The organism is Streptomyces sp. 7R007 (assembly GCF_054850255.1).
Genome location: NZ_JBTWMV010000005.1, coordinates 86,338 through 107,042, shown reverse-complemented (window position 1 = coordinate 107,042; position 20,705 = coordinate 86,338). Strand labels below are relative to the sequence as shown.

General features: G+C 73.0%; 16 protein-coding genes. 5 read left to right on the top strand and 11 right to left on the bottom strand.

The window, feature by feature from the left end:
* Positions 1–30 precede the first annotated feature (30 nt).
* Genes ACYF6T_RS08805 through ACYF6T_RS08795 form a run of 3 tightly spaced genes read right to left on the bottom strand, consistent with a single transcriptional unit; the run spans position 31 to position 3,519 of the window.
* Positions 31–1,509, bottom strand: coding sequence for an oxidoreductase (locus ACYF6T_RS08805; protein WP_461695175.1), 1,479 nt, complete (start codon positions 1,507–1,509; stop codon positions 31–33).
* Between the two features lie 41 nt (positions 1,510–1,550).
* On the bottom strand, positions 1,551–2,039 hold the full coding sequence (locus ACYF6T_RS08800; RefSeq protein WP_461694888.1) for a methylated-DNA--[protein]-cysteine S-methyltransferase: 489 nt from the start codon (positions 2,037–2,039) through the stop codon (positions 1,551–1,553).
* A gap of 10 nt (positions 2,040–2,049) precedes the next feature.
* Positions 2,050–3,519, bottom strand: a complete 1,470-nt coding sequence (locus ACYF6T_RS08795) for an AlkA N-terminal domain-containing protein (protein WP_461695174.1) — start codon at positions 3,517–3,519, stop codon at positions 2,050–2,052.
* Positions 3,520–3,709: 190 nt separating this feature from the next.
* On the opposite strand from ACYF6T_RS08795, the gene ACYF6T_RS08790 reads away from it, so the two are divergent.
* Together ACYF6T_RS08790 and ACYF6T_RS08785 are read left to right on the top strand one after the other, a co-directional pair.
* Positions 3,710–4,099 (top strand): BlaI/MecI/CopY family transcriptional regulator, encoded by a 390-nt coding sequence (locus tag ACYF6T_RS08790; RefSeq protein WP_461694886.1) that lies wholly within the window; start codon positions 3,710–3,712, stop codon positions 4,097–4,099.
* An 85-nt stretch (positions 4,100–4,184) separates the two neighbouring features.
* Entirely contained in the window at positions 4,185–5,096 is a 912-nt protein-coding gene (locus ACYF6T_RS08785; protein ID WP_461694884.1) for a M56 family metallopeptidase, read from the top strand.
* Positions 5,097–5,506: 410 nt separating this feature from the next.
* Here ACYF6T_RS08785 and ACYF6T_RS08780 read toward each other — a convergent pair whose 3' ends face one another.
* Positions 5,507–6,238 carry a GAF and ANTAR domain-containing protein gene (locus tag ACYF6T_RS08780; protein ID WP_461694882.1) on the bottom strand — a complete coding sequence of 244 codons (732 nt, stop codon included), beginning with the start codon at positions 6,236–6,238 and terminating at the stop codon, positions 5,507–5,509.
* A gap of 162 nt (positions 6,239–6,400) precedes the next feature.
* On the opposite strand from ACYF6T_RS08780, the gene ACYF6T_RS08775 reads away from it, so the two are divergent.
* A complete protein-coding gene (locus tag ACYF6T_RS08775; RefSeq protein WP_461694881.1) occupies positions 6,401–6,769 on the top strand; it encodes a J domain-containing protein in 369 nt (122 codons plus the stop codon).
* A 44-nt stretch (positions 6,770–6,813) separates the two neighbouring features.
* On the opposite strand, the gene ACYF6T_RS08770 is transcribed toward ACYF6T_RS08775, so the two are convergent.
* Positions 6,814–10,677 (bottom strand): glycoside hydrolase family 2 TIM barrel-domain containing protein, encoded by a 3,864-nt coding sequence (locus ACYF6T_RS08770; protein WP_461694879.1) that lies wholly within the window; start codon positions 10,675–10,677, stop codon positions 6,814–6,816.
* Between the two features lie 305 nt (positions 10,678–10,982).
* On the opposite strand from ACYF6T_RS08770, the gene ACYF6T_RS08765 reads away from it, so the two are divergent.
* On the top strand, positions 10,983–12,827 hold the full coding sequence (locus ACYF6T_RS08765) for a M1 family metallopeptidase (protein WP_461694877.1): 1,845 nt from the start codon (positions 10,983–10,985) through the stop codon (positions 12,825–12,827).
* Positions 12,828–12,839: 12 nt separating this feature from the next.
* Here ACYF6T_RS08765 and ACYF6T_RS08760 read toward each other — a convergent pair whose 3' ends face one another.
* From ACYF6T_RS08760 to ACYF6T_RS08745, 4 genes are all read right to left on the bottom strand, one after another.
* Positions 12,840–13,349 (bottom strand): O-acetyl-ADP-ribose deacetylase, encoded by a 510-nt coding sequence (locus ACYF6T_RS08760; RefSeq protein ID WP_461694875.1) that lies wholly within the window; start codon positions 13,347–13,349, stop codon positions 12,840–12,842.
* Positions 13,346–14,755 carry a phytoene desaturase family protein gene (locus ACYF6T_RS08755; RefSeq protein ID WP_461695173.1) on the bottom strand — a complete coding sequence of 470 codons (1,410 nt, stop codon included), beginning with the start codon at positions 14,753–14,755 and terminating at the stop codon, positions 13,346–13,348. The genes ACYF6T_RS08760 and ACYF6T_RS08755 overlap by 4 nt, the downstream gene beginning before the upstream one ends.
* An 88-nt stretch (positions 14,756–14,843) precedes the next feature.
* The gene (locus ACYF6T_RS08750; protein ID WP_461694873.1) at positions 14,844–15,692 is read right to left on the bottom strand and encodes an inositol monophosphatase family protein; all 849 of its coding nucleotides are present in this window, start codon (positions 15,690–15,692) and stop codon (positions 14,844–14,846) included.
* 146 nt (positions 15,693–15,838) lie between these two features.
* Complete coding sequence (locus ACYF6T_RS08745) at positions 15,839–17,668, bottom strand: gamma-glutamyltransferase family protein (RefSeq protein ID WP_461694872.1); 1,830 nt, start codon at positions 17,666–17,668, stop codon at positions 15,839–15,841.
* A 222-nt stretch (positions 17,669–17,890) separates the two neighbouring features.
* Here ACYF6T_RS08745 and ACYF6T_RS08740 point away from each other — a divergent pair, with 222 nt between their 5' ends.
* Positions 17,891–18,883 carry a phospholipase D-like domain-containing protein gene (locus ACYF6T_RS08740; RefSeq protein WP_461694870.1) on the top strand — a complete coding sequence of 331 codons (993 nt, stop codon included), beginning with the start codon at positions 17,891–17,893 and terminating at the stop codon, positions 18,881–18,883.
* An 18-nt stretch (positions 18,884–18,901) separates the two neighbouring features.
* On the opposite strand, the gene ACYF6T_RS08735 is transcribed toward ACYF6T_RS08740, so the two are convergent.
* On the bottom strand, positions 18,902–19,564 hold the full coding sequence (locus tag ACYF6T_RS08735) for a response regulator (RefSeq protein ID WP_461694869.1): 663 nt from the start codon (positions 19,562–19,564) through the stop codon (positions 18,902–18,904).
* Positions 19,561–20,664: a sensor histidine kinase gene (locus tag ACYF6T_RS08730; RefSeq protein WP_461694867.1), complete on the bottom strand. Its 1,104-nt coding sequence runs from the start codon at positions 20,662–20,664 to the stop codon at positions 19,561–19,563. Before ACYF6T_RS08730 ends, ACYF6T_RS08735 begins: the two co-directional genes overlap by 4 nt.
* Positions 20,665–20,705 lie beyond the last annotated feature (41 nt).

Below are 20,705 nucleotides of genomic sequence, written 5' to 3'. Positions count from 1 at the left end.
GATTCGGAGCCTGGCGGCTGTCGGGGCTGTTCAGTTCCGGTTCAGTGTGCGGGTCACGCCCGACAGGACCGCTGTCGTCAGGATCCAGCCCGTCGCGATGAAGGCGTAGGACAGCCAGGCGAGCGTGCCCGGGGGCCAGTACCAGGAGTCGCGTTGGCCCAGACCGCCGATGGGGATCAGGAGGTCGAGGGTGTAGACGAAGGGCTGGAAGGGGGGCACCTTGCCGGGGTCCGTGGGGTGGGGTGTGTGCGTGGCGAAGACCGCGGTGCCGACGAGGGTCAGCGCGGCCAGCCACAGGCCGGCCAGCCAGGGGCGGTAGCCGTAGCCGACGGTGGCGTCCAGCAGGTGGCCCCAGAGGCGGGCGGCCGGGCCCAGGGTGCGTCTGCGGCGGCGCTGTCGGGCCAGCAGGACGCGCCGGGCGTCGTCGTCGTGGCCGAGCTGCCGGTACCAGCTCGCCAGTTGTTCGTACGGCTGTGAGGCGTAGCCGGGATCCCGGTCCAGCCACGCCAGCCGTGCGGCCGCGGAGTCCACCCCGTCGACGTCGCGGTCGTGCAGCGAGCCGTAGGTGAAACCCCTCAGTCGGACGGTGCCGGGCCAGCAGGACGCCCGGTCCTCCAGCGAGGCCACATGGGCGTGTTGCAGGTCGACCGGGCTCGACGGCGGTTCGGCGGGGGTGAAGACGAGGGCGCCCGCCTGCATCCGCGCGAAGTCGACCGCCGTGCCCTCCGCCGCCAAGAAGCTGCCGTCGAACGTCAGTTGGTCCGCGATCCGGGCGTCCTGCAGACGGACGGCGCCCTCGACCGTGAAGCCGTCGGCCAGGTTCAGCGTGCGAACGCTCACGTGGTTGGCCAGCAGCGCGTCGGCGCGGCGGTGGTGCAGCCGCGCCCTCTCCATGTGCAGTCCGCCGGCCAGCTGCGCGCCCAGCAGGCGTATCCCGCCGTGGAAGGTGGTTCCGCGGCAGAAGAACCCTCCTTCCACCACGAGCCCGCCGCCGAAGACGGCCCAGTCCCCCGGGTTGCTGACCGTCGCGCCGCTGAGCAGGAGTTCACCGGCCACTCGCGCGTTGATCAGGGACAGCCTCCCCTGCACGACCGCGCTTCTGAGGAAGAGCGTTCCCTCCACGCGCGCCCGGGAGAGGTCGAGACCCGGGACCCTGCTGCCCTCGAAGACGACCGTGCGGGTCACGGTCCCGTTGAGGTCGACCGGCTCTTCCCACCAGCACTGCTCGAACCGCAGCTCATGCGGTATCTCCACGCCGCCCAGGTCGAGCCGGCCGGTGATGCGGGCGCCCGCGAGGCGCAGTGCGGGGGCGGCGCCGGGACGGGCCGGGTGGCCGCCGAGGAGGAGCGTGGTGACGACGTCGGCTCGGATCGTGCGGTCGGCGCCCCAGTCGGCCCCGTGCTCCACGTCGGCGTCCGCGCCTTCCGGGCGGAGGTCGACGCGGCGCCCCGTGGGGTAGGCGTCCCACAACTGGCGTTCCGCTGCCATCAGTTCGTCGTACGAGTACACGGCGGAAGCGTAACCGGCGGTGTCGGCGACGGCGGTGCAGGTCACATCGGGAACAGGGACGCTCCGTTCTCGAAGGCCAGCAGGCGGCGCTTGCGGTCGAGGCCGCCGCCGTAGCCGGTGAGGCTTCCGTCGGCGCCGACCACGCGGTGGCAGGGGACGATGATGCCGATGGGGTTGCGGCCGTTGGCGAGGCCGACCGCGCGCGAGGCGGCGGGGTTGCCGAGGGCGCCCGCGAGTTCGCCGTACGAGGTCGTCTCGCCGTAGGGGATCTCGCGCAGCAAGCTCCACACCCTGCGCTGGAACGGGGTGCCGTTCAGGCGCAGTTCGAGGCTGAACTCCTTCAACTCGCCCGCGAAGTAGGCCGCCAGCTGCTCCTCCGCCTCGGCGAAGAAACCGTCGTCCCGGCCTCCGAAGGTCTCCTGCGGTGGGCGGTGGCGCTGGTCGGTCATGTAGAGGCCGCACAGGACCCCGTCCTCGGCGACGAGGGTGAGGGGGCCGTAGGGGCTGTCGGTCACGGTGTGGTTCTTCACGTCGACGTCCTCACACGGGAAGGAAGTTGATCGGGTGGCTGTCGGTCGCCCAGAGGTACTGGACGGCGTACGCCCGCCAGGGGCGCCAGGCCGCGGCGCGGGTGGTGAGGGCCGCGGGGGTGGCGGGCAGGCCCAACTCCCGTGCCGCGCGGCGGATGCCGAGGTCGGTGGGGAGGAAGGCGTCGGGGTCGCCGAGGGCGCGCATCGCGATGACGTCGACCGTCCAGGGGCCGAAGCCGGGGAGGGCGAGGAGGCGGGTCCGGGTTTCGGCCCAGTCGCTGTCCGGTCCCAAGCGGAGGGATCCGTCGGCCAGTTGGCGGACCAGGGTGGTGAACGTGGTGCGGCGGGTGCGGGGCATCGCCAGGGTGTCGGGGTCGAGGGCCGCCAGCGCCTCGGGGGTCGGGAAGAGATGCGTGAGGCCGCCTTCCGGGTCGTCGACCGCCTCACCGTGCGCCAGGACCAGCCGTGCGGCGTGGGTGCGGGCGGCGGCCGTGGAGACCTGCTGTCCGAGCACCGCGCGGACGGCGAACTCCGCCTCGTCCACGGTGCGCGGCACGCGCCGGCCGGGGGCCTTGTCGACCAGGGGCGCGAGCAGCGGGTCCGTGCGCAGCTGGTCGTCGATGGCGACCGGGTCGGCGTCGAGGTCGAGCATGCGGCGGCAGCGGCTGATGGCGACGGGCAGGTCACGCAGGTCGCTGAGGGTGAGCCGGCAGGCGACGTGGTCGGAGGCGGGGGTGAGCGCCGCGATTGCGTGGCCGTAGGGCAGGCGGAGGGTGCGGCGGAAGGCGCCCTCGCGCCACTCCTCCACACCCGGCACCGCGGTCGCCGCGAGGTGGCCGAAGAGGTTGTCAGGGTTGAGGGGGGTGCGGAAGGGGAGGCGGAGCGTGAGGGCGCCGGCGGTGGGGCGGGACTGCCGCTTGGGCAGGCGGGCGCGCAGGTCGCTCGGGGCGAGGGCGAAGACCTCGCGCACGGTGTCGTTGAAGGTGCGGATCGAGGAGAAGCCGGCGGCGAAGGCGATCTCGGCCATCGGCAGCGCGGTCGTCTCGATCAACAGGCGGGCGGTCTGGGCGCGTTGGGCGCGGGCGAGGGCGAGCGGTCCGGCGCCGAGTTCGGCGCGGAGCTGGCGTTCGACCTGCCGGGTGCTGTAGCCGAGGCGGGCGGCGAGGCCGGGGACGCCTTCGCGGTCCACGACGCCGTCGGCGATCAGCCGCATCGCGCGGGCCACGAGGTCGGCGCGCTGGTTCCACTCCGGGGAGCCGGGGCTGGTGTCCGGGCGGCAGCGCTTGCAGGCCCGGAAACCCGCCTGCTGACAGGCCGCCGCGCTCGGGTAGAAGGTCATGTTCTCCGGCTTGGGCGGCACCACCGGGCAGCTGGGCCGGCAGTAGATGCGGGTGGTCAGGACCGCGGTGAAGAACCAGCCGTCGAAGCGCGCGTCCTTGGACTGGACGGCGCGCACACAGCGCTCCTTGTCGGTGTGCATCGCGTGGTGCGTCCCGTTCTGCATGCGTCCAGCATCGGGGACGCGGGCGGCTCGGGCTGGCGAGAATCCGACATCAACCCGGCGTGTGCTGGGCCTGCGGGGATCACGGGCCGTTCGGGGCGGTGACCCGGTATCGTCGAAGATGCCGTCTACCGCACTGTAGACGGCAGGCGAGGCGAGGAGCGTTCCCATGCCCGAGGGGCAGCAGGACCGGCGGCCGGCGGGCGAGCTGGAGGCGAGTGTGCTGGCCGCGCTGTGGGCCGCCGACGGGCCGCTGACGCCCGGTGCCGTCCAGGCGGAGCTGGGCGGCGGGCTCGCCCGGACCACGGTGACGACGATCCTGACCCGGCTGCACGCCAAGGGCGTGGTGACCCGCGCCCGCTCGGGCCGCGGTTACGCCTACGCGCCGGCCCAGGACTCCCCCGGGCTCACCGCCCGCCGGATGCACGCCGAGCTGGACAAGGACGAGGACCGCGGCACCGTCCTGGCCCGCTTCGTCTCCGAACTGAGCCCGGAGGACGAGCGGCTCCTGCGCAGCCTCCTGGACGGCGACCCGACGCCAGGGGACGACACGCGGTGAGGTCCGCGGGCAGGAACGCCCCGTCCATGGCCGTACGACCGCTGCCGGCGTCCGGCGAAGGCCCCGCACTCCTCGGAGGTGCCCCGTGATCTACGCCGTGTGGGTTCCCCTTCTCATGCCGCTCGTCGCCGTGCCGCTGGCCCGGCGCGGGGCGGAGCAGGTGCCGCCGCGGGTGGCCGCGTGGGGACTGGCGGTGCTCGGGGTGGTGCTCGGGCTGTTCAGTACGGCCGCGCTGGCGCTGCTCGCCTTCGCCGGCGCGCTGCGGGTGCCGTTCGTCGCGGCGCTCGGCCACCTCTCCGCGCACCTGTCCGGCGACGCCTCGCCCGCCGCGGTGCCGGCCGCCCTCGCGCTGGCCGGGCTCGGCGTCCTCGTGCCGTACCGGCTGCGGCGTCAGGTGCGGGAAGTGCGGGCCGCCCAGCGGGAGTTCGGCACGGTCGCCGGAGACCTGGCCGTACGGCACGACGACCGTCCCGACGCCTACGCCCTGCCGGGGCGGCCGGGCCGCATCGTCGTGACCACGGCCATGCTGCGCGCCCTCGACCCGGCGGAACGCGAGGTGCTGTTCGCCCACGAGCGGGCGCACCTCGCCGGCCGTCACCATCTCTTCCTCGCGGCCGGCGAGCTCGCCGTCACCCTGCATCCGGCGCTGCGCGGGCTGCGCGCGCCCCTCGCGTACGCCCTGGAGCGCTGGGCCGACGAGTGCGCGGCGCGGGTCACGGGGGACCGTGCGCTCACCGCCCGCGCCGTGGCCCGTGCCGCACTCGCCGCCCACGCGGCGCAGCCGGGCCCGCGCCCGCGCCTGTCCCTCACCGCCACGGCGGGCCCCGTCCCGCGCCGGGTCAGCGCCCTCCTGAACGGCACCCGGCCCCGCGCCCGCCTCCTCCCCCGCGTCCTGGCCTGCCTCCTCCTGACCTGCGCGGTCCTGTCAGCAACGGGCACCGCAGAAGCGGCGACCGACCTGCACGAGGGAATCGAGCTCGCCCAGGGAGAGGGCTAGGCGTATTGCCCTGGGACTGTTGGGGACGCGGCTGGCGGGTGGTTTGCCCGCGAGCGCGGTGTGTCCGCGGTGGTGATTGTGGGTGTGCAGCCAGCCGAGACCTGCATCACTGTCCACAACCTCCCCGGACAGAACAGCCAGGCCCCCGAAACCGACCGAGACCTCCGACGGCCGCCACCTGGGACCGCCGACATCCGGGACCGCCGCCACCTGGCACCACGATCCCCGGACCGCCGGCCCCTCCCACCGGCCAATCCCCCGCTCACCGATCCCCGCTCCCGCTGCCTCCCGACCTCTCCGCCCCCGGCCTCCCGAACCCCCGGTCTCCGGTCCCCGGCCCTGCGCCCCCGGTCCCTCGCGCCCTCGTTCACTCGCACCCCCATTCCCTCGCGCCGTCGCTCGTCGGCCCGTCACGGGCGGCGTTGTAGGGGTGGGCGGGGTTGGGGTTCCCGGCCGCCCATGTCCGTGAGCAGGTGGGCGCAGACGTCACGCAGCTTGGTGTTGGTCTGCTGGGACAGGTCGCGCAGGATGGCGAGCGCCTGGTCGGCGTCGCACTGGCGGCGGCCCATGACCACGCCGATCGCCTGGTCGATCACGGCCCTGGACTGCAGCGCGGCCTGCAGGTCGTGGGTGAACTCCTCCGCGTCGGAGAGCCGTTGCGCCAGCGCGATGCCGCCGCCGGCCTGCGCCGCGAACTGCGTCAGCCGCCGTTCGTCCGCTTCGGAGAAGGCGTCGGTGTCACTGGCGTAGAAGTTCAGCGCGCCGACGGTGTGCGCGCCCACGGGAACGGGCAGCGACAGCGCCGAACGGACGCCCAGGGAGACCGCGTAGGAGGGGTAGGACGCCCATCTGGTCTCGCCCGGCATGTCCGGCGCGTACACGACCTCCCCCGTGCGCAGCGCCTGCAGACAGGGCCCGTCGTCCTGTCCGTACTGTCTCTCGTCCAGCTTGTCGGCGGTGCCGCCGGTGCTGACGACCGTCAGCGGCCGGCTGCCGCGCTGCAGGGTCACCCCGCAGCCGTCGGCGTGCGAGACCTCGACGGCGTCCTCGACCAGGTGCCGGAGGAACTCGCGCAGGGAGGAGGTCTCCAGCAACCAGTCCACCACCGGGATCGCCTTGCTGCCCGAGTCGCGTCCGGGCACTGCATCCACCTCCTGCCGACAGGGATCGTTTCGGACATCGTTCCTTTTTCCCCGTGTTGCCGTATGAATGGCAGGGCCGGTCGTGACGCCCCCCTCACGGGCAGACTTGACAGCAGCGCACTCAAGTCTTAGTCAGTGTTCCGACGCGAGGAGGTGGCGGCGATGCACGCTGGGGACGTCCCGGGTGCCGCGCGGGACCTGTACGCGGTGCTGGGCGCGCGGCCGTCGGCATCGGCGGCGGAGATCACCGCGGCGTTTCGCCGCCGGGCCCGCGAGCTGCGGCCCGACAGCCGCGTGGACGCCGTGACGGCGGAGCGGTTCGTGCAGGTCAAGGCCGCCTACGACGTGCTGCGCGACCCGGCGGCGCGGGCGCGGTACGACCGTGAGCGCACCCCGCCCGCCCCGGCTCCCGCGCCGGCAGTCGCCCGCCGGGCCGGCGGCATCGTGGTCCTCGGCTCCGGCGCCCCGGCCGGCCCGGCCGCCCCGCTGCGGGCGGGGCCGGTCCGCGTCGAGCCTCTCGACGACCGCTGAAGGTGACGGGTCGGCGCCGGAGCCCGGCGCCGACCCATCCAGCCCTACTCCTGCGCGAACCCCGTCGCCGTCGGACGGCGGGCGGCCCGCGTGGCCCCGGTGACGTCGGTGAGGGGCCGCAGCCGGTAGGTGTAGGCGTAGTCGCGGTCGGCGAAGAGCTTGTACTCGTCGTGCGTGTGGGCGCCCCAGCTGTTGTCGCCGCCCACGCCCATCTGCCGGTGGTTCAGCCGCAGGACGACCTCCTCGCGCGGGGTGAGCTGGTAGTCGTGCCGGGCCCCGAGGGAGAGGTCCTCCGGAGTGAAGTGCGAGGCGTTGACCTCCAGCAGCGGTTCGCCGGACACCAGCAGGCCCCGGCCGCGGCGGTCGGTGAGGGCGGCCCAGCGGACGTCGGTCTTGTTGCCGTTCTCCTGCGGGCGGATGTAGGGCGTCCACTGCCCGGAGACGGTCCCGGAGTACAGGCCGACGTCGGTGCCGTCGTTGCGGTCCCAGTGGTTCTCCTCGGGGCCGCGCCCGTAGTAGTGCAGGTGCTCCAGCCGGGCGGGCAGGAACAGCAGGCTGCCGACCTCCGGGATGTACGGCAGGCTCGACGCGCCCGGGTGCAGGGTGTGGTCGACCTTGATCTCGGCGTTGCCGAAGACCGTGTAGGTGGTGGTGTACGACGAGCGCACGGTCGTCGGCAGCGTGCCGGCCACCTTGATCTCGACGGCCTTGTCGCGCAGGGCGCGCACGGTGACGCCGGTGACCTCGCGGCGGGCGCCGGCGTCGCGCCAGGTCTGGTTGCGGGTGTGCTGGCCGTTGCCGTGGTCGTTGTCGGTGGGCGCCCGCCAGAAGTTCGGCGCGGGGCCGGAGGTGATCAGGGCCATGCCCCGGGCCTCGTAGGAGGTGATGGTGCCGCTGTCCTTGGCGACGGTGACGGTGAAGTGCTCGCCGGTCACGGTGACGGCGGTGTCGTCCTCGTCGTACGTCAACGCCGGGACGTCCTCCAGCGGTTGGGGCGTGACGGCCGGGCTGCCGGTGTCCAACGCGAGCTGCGCCCTGGCCACCTCGAAGCCTGCGTCGGCCCACGGCGTGGGTTCCTTGGTGGTGAAGGACAGCTCCAGGAAGTACTCAGCGCCGGGCGCCGGGTCCGACGGCAGCCGTACGGGAACGTCGATCCGCTTGCTGGTGAGGGGCGCGAGGTCGAGCTGATCGCGCGTCAGCTTGCCGCGCTGGACGGGCTTTCCGTCGGCTACCAGCCGCCAGCTGCCGTCGAACTCCCGCAGGTTGGTGAAGAGGTACTCGTTGGTGAGGGTCACCGATCCCGAGGAACCGGTGGCGTTGATCGCCTGGTAGATCCGCTTGATCTCCGCCGCCTTGCCGGTGTGGCCGCGGTCGGCGGTGACGATGCCGTCGGAGCAGAAGTTCCCGTCGTTGGGGTTGTCGGCCCAGTCGCCGCCGTACGCCAAGTACGTCTTCTCGTCGGGTCGTTGCCGCGTCACGCCGACGCTCGCCGCGTCGAACCAGAACCGCACGCCGTCGTCGCCGGGGCCGCGGTCGTCGGAGGCGAGTTCGGCGGCGCTCAGGGCGCGGGCGTAGACGCGGGCCCGGCGGATGGTGCCGCTGAACTCCCGGGTGATGTTGTCGACGTCGGTGGCGAGGGCGAGCGGCGCGGTGTTGCGGCTCGGCACCCGGGTGGTGGTGCGGGTGGCTCTGACCGTGCCGTCGACGTACAGCGTCAGCGTGCCCGCCTGCGCGTCGAAGACGCCGGCGATGTGGTGCTCGGTGCCCGTCCAGTCGTCGGGCAGGCCCCAGGAGGCCGTGATCCACTGGCCGCCGCCGTAGATGAAGAACTCCAGTGTCCTGTCGGTCTGTTTGAGGGCGTACTGGGTGTCGCCCTTGGCGAGGATCGGCTGGTGGTAGCCGAGGACGTGCGGGGTGACCCAGGCCTCCAGGGTGAGGGAGCCGGTGAGGTCGAGGCTGTCGTCGCGGGCGAAGACCGTGGCACCGAAGACGCCCTTGCCGCGGTCGAACGAGCCGCCGGGGGCGAGGAGTTCGCCGTCCAGCGCGGCGGGCCCCTCCTCGGTGAACCGTGTCCTCACCGGGGTGGCCTCGGTGAGCGCCTGGTCGACGAAGTCCCAGATCCAGCCGCCCTGGAGGACGTCGTGGCGGCGGACGAGGTCCCAGTACGTCTTGAAGTTGCCGTTGGAGTTCCCCATCGCGTGGCAGTACTCGATCATGACGTACGGCCGGGTGTCGGTGGTGTCCTTGGCGCGGGCCTCCACGGTGGCCGGAGACTCGTACATCGCCGAGCGGATGTCGCTGATCGTGGGCCTGTCGTCGCCCTCGTACTGGATGACGCGGGTGGGGTCGTAGGAGCGGATCCAGTCGTGCATGGCGACGAAGGTGCTGCCGCCGCCCGCCTCGTTGCCGAGCGACCAGATGACGACCGAGGCGTGGTTCTTGTCGCGGTGGACCATGTTCTTGGCGCGCTGCACACAGGCCGCGGTCCACTCCGCGTGGTCGCCGGGGTACTGGCCGCGGATGCCGTGCGTCTCCAGGTTGGTCTCGTCGACCAGGTAGAGGCCGTACTCGTCGGCGAGTTCGAGCCAGAGCGGGTTGTTCGGGTAGTGCGAGGTGCGGACGGAGTTCATGTTCATCCGCTTGATGATCTCGATGTCCCTGACCATGTCGGCGCGGGTGAGGGAGGTGCCGCGGTCGGGGTGCATCTCGTGGCGGTTGGTGCCGCGGAGGGAGACCGGCTTGCCGTTGATGCGCATCAGGCCGTCCTTGAGGGCGAACTCGCGCAGGCCGACCCGGTGGGAAAGGGTTTCGATCACCTTTCCGGCGGGGTCGCGCAGGCGCAGGACGGCGGTGTAGAGGTTCGGGTGCTCGGCCGACCACAGCCGGGGGGCGGGCACGGCCTTGGCGGCCTGTACGGTCGCCTCGGCGCCGGAGTCCAGCTCGACGGCCTGCTGCAGGGGGCGGGACCACACCGGGTGCCCGCCGGCGTCGTAGAGCTGGGTCTCGACGGTGTAGCGGCCCGCGTTGCCGCCCTCGTAGTCGCGCACGCTCGCGGTCACCGACAGGCCGGCGGAGGTGTGGTCGTCGCCGAGCGGGGTGTCGAGCTTGAAGTCGCGCAGGTGCACGGGGGGCGTGGAGTACAGGTAGACCGAGCGGAAGATGCCGCTCAGCCGGATCATGTCCTGGTCCTCCATCCAGTCGCCGTCGGAGAAGCGGTATACCTCGACGGCGATGTGGTTGGTGCCGGGCCGGAGCCGGTCGGTGATGTCGTACTCGGCCGGCGTGTAGGAGTCCTCGTGGTAGCCGGCCAGTTCGCCGTTGATCCACACGTAGTGGGCGGACTTGACGCCCTCGAAGTGCAGGAACGTGCGGCGCCCGGCCCAGGCGCGGGGCACGGTGAAGGTGCGTCTGTACTGCCCGACGGGGTTGAAGCGGGTCGGCGCGGCCGGCGGCTGGGCCTCCTCGCCCAGGCCGTTGGCGCCCCACCACGGGTAGGTGATGTTGACGTAGATCGGGCGGTCGTAGCCGTGCACCTGCCACGGGGAGGGGACGGGGATGGTGTCCCAGTCGCTGTCGTCGACGTCGGTGCGGTAGAAGTCCGTGTCCCGGTCCTCGGGGCGGTCGGCGTGCGCGAACCGCCACGTGCCGTCCAGGTCGAGCCGGTACGGGGAGTCCGTGCGGTCGGCGGCCAGGGCCTGGCCGAGTCCGGCGTAGGGCATCAGTGTGCTGTGCGGTGGCTCGGTGCCCAGCTGGAAGACGCCGACGGCGCCGTTCCACTCGGGTGTGCCGTCGGCCGCGCGGGCGGTGCCCGAGGGCCGGGACAGGGCGAGGGCGCCGAGGACGGCGGCGCCGCCCTCCAGCAGCCGGCGGCGGCTGACGAGAGGGCCGGCGAGGGACGGGTGCGGCATGATCGTGGCCTTCCTCGGGACGACGGTGCGGGTGCGCGTGCTGAGGGTGCGTCAGATCTTGTCGGAAGTTGTGGGATACGGGAGTTGCACCCTAGGACTCGAACAGAAACGAAGCAATGACGCCTTCGGAGTCTGTTCGGTTCTGAGTTTCCACAGTTGGCCGTCCCGCCAACCCCCATTCCCTCGGTCGCTATGGCATGCTCCGGTCAATCGAGACACGCAGCCCAGGCCGTCCGCCGGCGCACCCCAGCCGGACGGGCGGTCTACGAGCAGGCCGGGATCCCGGCCGCGCAAAGGAGTTTCGCGTGAGAACGACCCCCCACAGCACCCTCGCCGTGCGCGCGCTGACCGTCGCCGCACTGGCCGCGGTGTCCCTGCTCCCCGTCACCCGGGCATCGGCCGCCGCACCGAGCGCCGCCGACGCGTGCACGCCCACCCAGGCGGTCGTCAACGGCGGCTTCGAGAGCGGCACTTCGCCCTGGACCCAGTCCTCGGCCGGTGTCATCACCAGCCGCACCGGCCAGACCGCGCACGGCGGCGGTTCCTACGCCTGGCTGGACGGCGTCGGCACCACCCACACCGACACCCTCTCCCAGAGCGTCAGCGTCCCCTCGGGGTGCGCCAGGGCGACCCTGTCGTTCTGGCTCCACATCGACACCGCCGAGACCACCTCCTCCACCGCCTACGACAAGCTGACCGCGAAGATCGGCTCCACGACGCTGGCGACCTACTCCAACCTCGACGAGAACACCGGCTACGTGCGGAAGACCCTCGACGTGTCGGCGTACACGGGCCAGACCGTGACGCTCGCCTTCACCGGCACCGAGGACTCCAGCCTCCAGACCAGCTTCGTCCTCGACGACATCGCCCTCGACACCGCCCCCGCCGCGGACAGCACCCGCACCCCGGCCGCCCCGTCGTACACCGTCGCCCTCACCGGCAACACCAGCGGCACGGTCTGGACCGGCCACGAGAGCGTCACCTTCACCAACGCCTCCTCGACCGCGCTCGGCGAGGTGTACCTGAGGCTGTGGGACAACTACCACGGCACCTGCGACGCCATGCCGATCAGCGTCACCAACGTCACGGGCGGCACCGCCGGGGCCCTGTCCGTCGGCTGCACGGCCCTGCAGATCTCCCTGCCGGCGCCCCTCGCCCAGGGACAGTCCGCCACGATCGGCTTCGACCTCGGCATCACCGTGCCCAGCGGCGCCGACCGGTTCGGCCACGACGGGGCGTTCAGCTTCGTCGGCAACGCCCTGCCCGTCCTCGCCGTCCGGGACGCGGCCGGCTGGCACCTGGACCCGTACACCAACAACGGCGAGTCCTTCTACTCCCTGGCCGCCGACTTCAAGGTGACCCTCGACCACCCGAGCACCCTGCTGGTTCCGGCCACCGGCACCTCCGTCGACACCCCCGGCTCCAGCGGACGCACGGTCACCACGGCGACCGCGGGCAAGGTCCGTGACTTCGCCTGGGCGGCCGGTCCGTTCAGCAAGATCTCCGGCACCTCCGCCGCCGGGACGGCGGTCAACGTCTACTCCGTCTCGGGCATCAGCTCCTCCGACGCCCAGTCGATGCTCAGCACGGCGAAGACGGCCGTCGACGCGCACGCCTCGCGCTTCGGGGCGTACCCCTACGGCGAGTTGGACGCGGTGATCGACAACAACTACTGGTTCGGGGGCATGGAATACCCCGGCTTCGTCCTCGACGTCGTCAGCACCACCGCGCTCACCCACGAGATCGGCCACCAGTGGTGGTACGGCATCGTCGGCGACGACGAGTACACCAGCCCCTGGCTGGACGAGGCGTTCACCGACTACGCCACCGACCTGGCCCTCGGCAAGACCGGCACGAACTGCTGGAACAACGTCTCCTGGGCCTCGTCCGCGGAAAGGATCACCAACTCCATGGCGTACTGGGACGCCCACTCCTCCCGCTACTCCACCGTCGTCTACGGCTACGGCAAGTGCGCGCTGCACGACCTGCGGCGGCTCATCGGCGACACGGCGATGAGCAAACTGCTGAAGGACTACGCCACTTCGCACTGGTACGGCGTCTCGACCACGTCCGAGTTCAAGGCCGCCGCGCAGGCCGCGACGACCACGGACCTGACGTCCTTCTGGAGCACGCACCGCATCGACGGCTGAACCGAAGGGAGTTCAGCGGGCCTGCGCGGCGAACGCCTCGTAGGCCCGCTGGTCGAAGAGCACGAACCGGACCTCCTCGACCGAGGTGTCCGCGGCCCGCACCGTCTCCACGGCGATGCGGGCCCCGTCGTCGATCGGCCAGCCGTAGACGCCGGTGGAGACGGCGGGGAACGCGACCGTCCGCGCGCCCAGTTCGTCGGCCACGCGCAGGGACTCGCGGTAGCAGGAGGCGAGCAGCTCCGAGCGGTCCTCGGTGGCGCTGTGGACGGGGCCCACGGTGTGGATCACCCAGCGGGCGTCGAGATCGCCCGCGGTGGTGGCGACCGCCTGGCCGGTGGGCAGGCCCCCGCCGTACCGGGAGGCGCGCAGCCGGCGGCACTCGTCGAGGATCGCCGGGCCGCCCCGGCGGTGGATGGCGCCGTCGACGCCTCCGCCGCCGAGGAGGGAGGAGTTGGCGGCGTTGACGACGGCGTCGACCGACTGCCGGGTGATGTCGCCCTGGACGAGGGTGATGGTGGTCATGTCTGCCTCAGCCTCCGCCAGACGGCCTTCGCCGCGTTGTGCCCCGACATGCCGTGCACGCCGGGGCCGGGCGGGGTGGCCGACGAGCAGATGAAGACGGACGGGTGGGGGGTCGTGTACGGGAACAGGGAGAGCCTGGGGCGCAGCAGGACCTGGAGTCCCGCGACCGCGCCGGTGGCGATGTCGCCTCCCACGTAGTTGGCGTTGCGGGCGGCGATTTCGGGCGGTCCGGCCGTGGCGCGGGCCAGGACGCGGTCGCGGAAACCCGGGGCGAAGCGCTCCAGTTGGCGTTCCATGGCGTCCGTGAGGTCACCGGTCCAGCCGCTGGGGACGTGGCCGTAGGCCCAGAAGACGTGCTTGCCCGCGGGGGCGCGGGTGGGGTCGACGACACTGGGCTGCACGGTGATCATGAACGGTCGCTCCGGCGCGCGCCCCTGCCGGGAGGCCGCGCGCAGGGCGGTGCCGATCTCCGCGCTGTCCGCGCCGATCTGCACGGTGCCGGCGACCCGTGCCTCCTTCGCCCGCCACGGCACCGGGCCGTCCAGCGCATAGTCGATCTTGAAGACGCCGGGGCCGTACCGGTAGCCGGCGTAGTGGTCGCCGAGACCAGCGATGCGGGCCAGGGCGGTGGGCGAGGTGTCGAAGACGTAGGCGCGGGCGGGCGGCAGGTCGTCCAGGCGCTTGACCTCGTAGTCGGTGTGGACCATCCCGCCGAGGTCCTTCAGGTACGCGGTGAGCGCGTCCGAGAGGGACTGGGAGCCGCCGCGGGCCACGGGCCAGCCGCGGGCGTGCGCGGCGAGGGCGAAGACGAGGCCGATGGCGCCGGTGGCGAAGCCGTTCAGGGGGGCCATGACGTGGGCGACGAGTCCGGCGAACAGGGTCTTGGCCCGCTCGTCGCGGAAGCGGCGGGTCAGCCAGGTCGACGGGGGCAGACCGACCAGGCCGAAGCGGGCGAGGGTGACCGGGTCGCGGGGCAGCGCGGTCAGCGGCAGGGACATGAAGTCCCGGACCAGGGTGTCCCACTTGGGCAGGAAGGGCGCGACGAGCCTGCGGTACGGTCCCGCGTCCCGGGGGCCGAAGGAGGCGGCCGTCTCGGCCACCGAGCGGGCCAGCACGGCCGCGGTGCCGTCGGGGAAGGGATGCGCCATGGGGAGCTCGGGGTGCAGCCACTGCAGGCCGTAGCGCTCCAGGGGCAGGGCGCGGAACGCCGGGGAGTTGACGGCCAGCGGGTGGGCCGCGGAGCACGGGTCGTGCCGGAAGCCGGGGAGGGTGAGCTCCTCGGTGCGGGCGCCGCCGCCGACGGTGCCCTGGGCCTCGAAGACGGCCACGGAGAAGCCGCGGCGGGCCAGCTCGACGGCGGCCGTCAGGCCGTTCGGTCCCGCACCCACCACGACCGCATCGAGCATCGACGGCACGTTCGGACTCCTTTGTCAGCCGATGGGCCCTTGGCATCAGGATATGCCGGGGGACTGACAGGGGTGGGTGGTGGGAGGTTCACCTCCCGGGCTGCCGCAACAGTGCCGCCACCCTGCGGGCCGTCGCCGCGTCCCGGGCCGTGGTGAAGGGCAGGGCGTTGCCTCCGGTGATGCGGAACGCCTCCCCGGTGCGGGTCAGGCTGGTGCCGCCCGCCTCCTGGACCAGGAGGATGCCGGCCGCGTGATCCCACGCGGCCTCCCAGCTGAAGGCGGTGGCGTCCAACTCGCCACGGGCGACGGCGAGATACTCAAGGCCCGCGGAGCCGCAGGCGCGGGGGCGCACGCCGTCGGTCCACAGGGCGAGCAGCGCCCGCTTCTCCTCGTTAGTCGTGTAGTCCGGGTGGGACGTGGCCACTTCGAGGTCGCGGTCGGGGGCGGGCGGGCCGGCGTGCAGCCGCCGGCCGTCGAGGTAGGCGCCCCGGCCCCGTATCGCCGTGGCGAGCTGGTCCCGGGCGGGCGCGTACGTCCAGGAGGCGAGCAGGACTCCGCGGTGGGCCAGCGCGACGAGCGTGGCGAAGCCGGACTCGCCGCGCACGAACTGCCGGGTGCCGTCGACCGGGTCGACGATCCAGACCGGCGCCTCGCCCCGTATCGCCTCGTACGAGGCGGGGTCCGCGTGCACCGCCTCCTCGCCGACCACCACCGAGCCGGGCAGCAGGTCGCCGAGCGCCTCGGTCAGATACCGCTCGGCGAGGCGGTCGGCGTCCGTCACCAGGTCGTGCGGGCCGCTCTTCTGGTCGACCTCGTGCGCGGCCAGGCGGCGGAAGCGGGGCAGGATCTCGGCCGCGGCGGCCTTGCGGACCGCCTCCTCCACGTCGGCCGAGCGGCGGGCGAGAAACTCGTCGATGGTTTCCGTCTCTTCGATCATGCCTCCATGAGAGCACGCGCCACTGACATTCCCCGCCCGTCCGGTGTACCGCGGGTGGAATCGCCGTGACATCGGAGTTTTAGGGATCAACAGCCGCGATCCGGGATCAGCCGCCCTGCTTCCGGATCGGTGGCCGTGATCCCTGGTCAGCGGCCCACCGCGTATCCCTGCATCCCGCGCGGGTTCGCCGCCGCCGACAGGATTCCGGTCCGCGGGTCCCGGGCGACCGCGCACAGGCGCCCCTCCGACCAGGGGTCGCCGGCGGTGACGTCGTGGCCGCGGCGGCGCAGTTCCGCCACGACGGCGGCGGGCATCCGGGACTCCACGGTCACGCTGCCCGGGCGCATCCCGCGCGGGTAGAAGGAGCCCGGGAAACCGTCGTTGTGCCAGTTCGGGGCGTCGATCGCGCCCTGGAGGTCGAGGCCGCCGCGGGCGGGGGCGCCGAGGGCGACGGCGAGGAAGAAGTGCAGCTGCCACTGGTCCTGCTGGTCGCCGCCGGGAGTGCCGAAGGCCAGCACCGGGACGCCGTCGCGCAGGGCGACGGAGGGCGTGAGGGTCGTGCGGGGGCGGCGGCCGGGGGTGAGGGAGTTGGGCAGGCCCTCCTCCAGCCAGGTCATCTGCAGCCGGGTGCCGAGCGGGAAGCCCAGCTCGGGCACGACGGGGTTGGACTGGAGCCAGCCGCCGCTGGGAGTGGCGGCGACCATGTTGCCCCAGCGGTCGACGACGTCCAGGTGGCAGGTGTCGCCGCGGGTGGCGCCGTCGCCGGCGACCTCCGGCTCCCCGGGCACCGGGGAGGTGGGGTGTTTGGCGACGGTCGGCTCCCCGGCGCCCATCGGGTCGAAGCCCGGGTCGCCGGTGGCCACCACGTGCGCGTGCGCGCTCAGCCGCGGGACGCGTCCGCCGGGGCTGCCGGGACGCAGCTCGCGGGAGGCCCGCGCGCCGACGAGCCGGCGCCGCTCGGCGTTGTACGGCGCCGACAGCAGCTCGTCGAGCGGCACCTCGGCCGCGTCCCCGTACCAGGCCTCCCGGTCGGCCATGGCGAGCTTGCAGCCCTCGACGAGCAGGTGGACGTACTCGGCCGACCCGTACTCCGGCAGCTCGGGCGGCAGCAGGGCCAGCTGCTGGAGCAGCACCGGACCCTGGCTCCAGGGGCCGGCCTTGCACACCGTCCAGCCGTTCCAGTCGTACGTCGCCGGGGCCTCGTAGGTCGCGGACCAGCCGGCGAGGTCGGCGGCCGTGAGGGTGCCGGTGTGGCGCTCGCCGCTGGTGTCCATCGTGGGGCGCTCGGACTGCCGTATCAGCGCCTCGGCGATGAAGCCGGTGCGCCACACCTCGCGAGCGGCCTCGATCTGCGCGACCCGGTCGCCGGCCCCGGCCACCTCGGCCAGCAGGCGCTTCCAGGTGGCGGCGAGGGCGGGGTTGCGCAGCCGTTCGCCGGGGCGCGGGGAACGGCCGCCGGGCAGGTAGACGTCCGCCGACGAGGTCCACTCCGTTTCGAACAGGCGCCGTACGGACTCCACGGTGGCGCCGACGTTCTCCACGGGCGGGTGGCCGTGTTCGGCGTATCCGACGGCGTACCGGAGGACGTCGGCGAGGGGCTTGGTGCCGTGGTCCCGCAGGAGCAGCATCCAGGCGTCGAAGGCGCCGGGCACGGCGGCGGCGAGCGGGCCGGTGCCGGGGACGAGGTCCAGGCCGAGGGAGCGGTAGTGCGCCACCGTCGCCCCGGCGGGCGCGACGCCCTGGCCGCACAGCACCCGCACCTCGCCGTCCGCGGGGGCGAGCAGGATCGGCACCTCGCCGGCGGGGCCGTTGAGGTGCGGCTCGACGACGTGCAGCACGAAGGCGCCGGCGACGGCGGCGTCGTAGGCGTTGCCGCCGTCCTCCAGGACCGCCATCGCGCACTGCGAGGCCAACCAGTGGGTGGAGGAGACCATGCCGAAGGTGCCCTGGAGGGTGGGCCGGGTGGTGAACTGCATCTCTCTCCTCGCCGGTCGGGCGCCTCGGCCGGTCCGAAGCGGGCACGTCCACGGAGCATGTCATTCCGCGGCGCCGCGTGGTGCCGCCCGGGGCCTACGAAGATTTTGCGAACTCGCGGGCTGCGCATGAGCCCTCCGCCATCCCGCCGTTCTACGCGCGTGGTGTCATGCTCACGCTCACCCCACCCCCCACGTGGGCACCAACTCGACTAGGAGTCACCCATGTTGTGGAAGGTCCTCGGCCGTGCGGGCGTCGCCCTGGCCGCCGGTACCGCCGTGCTCGCCACCGCCGTCCCCGCGAACGCCGCGAGCTACTCCGCCTTCGCGTTCTCGCTCGGCGGCAGCGAGCCCACGATCTACGACTTCATCACCTCGGCCACCACCTCGCTCGACATGACCATGTACGAGCTGGAGGACACCACCGCCGTCGACGACCTCATAGCCCTGAAGAACAAGGGCGTCACCGTGCGGGTGGTGCTGGACCAGGCCCACAAGTCCGCCGACAACGCGGCGTACACGGCGCTGACGAACGCGGGCGTGGGGGTGGCGTGGTCGCCGACGAGCTTCGTCTACACCCACCAGAAGACGATCACCGTGGACGGCACCAGGTCGCTGGTCCTCACCGGGAACCTGACCTCGCAGTACTACTCGACCGGACGGGACTACGGCGTCTTCACCGACGACACCCGTGACGTCGCCGCGATCGAGAAGGTCTTCAACGCGGACTACGCCGGAACGTCCGTCACGCCCACCGACGGCGACCACCTGCTGTGGTCCCCCACCGACTCGCGCAGCCGACTGCTGTCCGTGATCAACGCGGCGACGAAGACCCTCGACGTCGAGGAACTGGAGTTCAGCGACAGCACCGTGGTCAACGCGATCGTCGCCAGGGCGAAGGCCGGGGTGAAGGTGCGGGTGGTGCTGGAGACGCCGGGGGACTACTCCAGCGAGGTCTCCGCGGTGAAGGCGGCGGGCGGCACGGTGGTGGGGTACTCGGACCCCGGCGGCTTCTACATCCACGCCAAGGCCATGGTCGCCGACTACGGTCTGTCCACCCAGGAGGTGGAGGCCGGTTCGATGAACATCAGCAGCAACTCGCTCAGCAACAACCGGGAATTGGGGATCATCCTGACCGGGACCGGGGTGGCCCAGTCGGTCGCCACGACCATCGAGACGACGTTCGGCAGCGACTACGCGGGGGGTACGGCGGCGTAGTGGCCGGCTGACGGCCGGTCAGGTGTTCCGGGCGACCACCAGGCCCGACTCGTAGGCGAAGACCACGAGTTGGGCCCGGTCGCGAGCGCCCAGCTTCGTCATGGCGCGGCTGATGTGGGTCTTGGCGGTGAGGGGGCTGATGACCATGTGCGCGGCGATCTCCTCGTTGCTCAGGCCCCGCGCGGCGAGGGCGGTGACCTCGCGTTCGCGGCGGGTGAGGCACTCCAGGCCCGGGGGTGTGGCACGGTCCGGGGGCCGGGAGACGAACTCGCCGATGAGGGTGCGGGTGACGGACGGGGAGAGCAGGGCCTCGCCGCGGGCGACGACCTCGATGGCCTGCAGCAGGTCCGCCGGTTCCGTGTCCTTGAGGAGGAAGCCGCTCGCACCCGCCCGCAGGGCCTCGAAGACGTACTCGTCCAGGCCGTAGTTGGTGAGGATCACGACGCGGACGGCGGACAGGGACGGGTCGGCGGCGATGTGCCGGGTGGCCTCGATGCCCGTCATGACCGGCATCTGCACGTCGATCAGCGCGATGTCGGGGACCCCGGCGCGGATCATCCTCAGGCCCTGCTCGCCGTCGGGCGCCTCGCCGACCACCTCGATGCCGTCCTCGGCCTCCAGCAGGGCCCGGAACCCGGCCCGCATCAGCGCCTGGTCGTCGACCAGGGCGACCCGGATCACGGCGCCTCCCCCAGCGGCAGCCGGGCGAGCACCTCGAACCCGCCCTCCGCGCGCGGGGCCGCGTGCAGCGTGCCGCCCAGGGCCGTGACCCGTTCGCGCATGCCGGTGAGGCCGACGCCGGGGGTCGGCGGGCTCGCCGGGTCGGCGGTACCGTCGTCGGCGACCCGTATCGTCAAGTCGGCCTCTCCGTAGTCGAGTTCCACGGCCACCTTGGCCGGGCCCGCGTGCCGGGCCGCGTTGGTCAGGGCCTCCTGGACGATCCGGTAGACGGCGCGGTCGAGCGTCGCCGGCAGGGGCCGCTCCGCGCCGGTCACCGTGAGGTCGGCGGCGAGGCCCGCCGCGCAGGCCCGCTCCACCAGCAGCGCGGGCGTGCCGGTCGGCTCGTCGGTGCGCAGCACCTCCAGGGTGGCCCGCAGCTCGCGCATCGCCTCGCCGCTGGCGTCCTGGATGGCGAGCAGGGCCTCGGGTATCTCCTCGCCGCGTTTGCGGGCGAGGTGGACGGCGACGCCGGCCTGGAGCTTGACGATGGAGATGCTGTGGGTGAGGGAGTCGTGCAACTCCCGTGCGATGCGCAGGCGTTCCTCACCAGCGCGGCGCAGCGCCGCCTCCTCCCGGGTGCGCTCGGCCTCCAGGGCGCGCTGTTCGGTCTGGCGCAGGTACGCCTGCCAGTTGCGGTCGGCCATGCCCGCGACGACCGCGCACAGGAACCAGCCCGCGAGCAGCACCGTGCGCTCGACGACGCGGTGGGTGGCCGGGCCGGTCGCGAGGTACGCGGCCAGGTACCCGCCGCTCGCCGCCGCCGCGTAGCCGCGGTGGCCGGTGCGGACCGCCGTGAGCACGGCGGCGAAGACGGGCAGGGCGGAGACCGGACCGGGGTGGGCGTGCAGGACGTACAGGCCGGTGCCGGCCGTGGCCACGGCCAGGACCGCGAGCGGCGCCGCCCGGTAGCAGGCCAGGGCGGCCGAGCCCACCGCGATCAGCGCGTAGTCCACGGCGGTGGTGTCCGCGTCGAAGGCGGCCGTGGCCAGGACGATGCCGCCGACGACCACCGCGAGGACCCCGTCGGCGAGCCACCTGCCGACGCCCTGGTGTCCGCTCATGCACGCACAGTAGACGCCGCCACCGACAACGGCGTCCGACC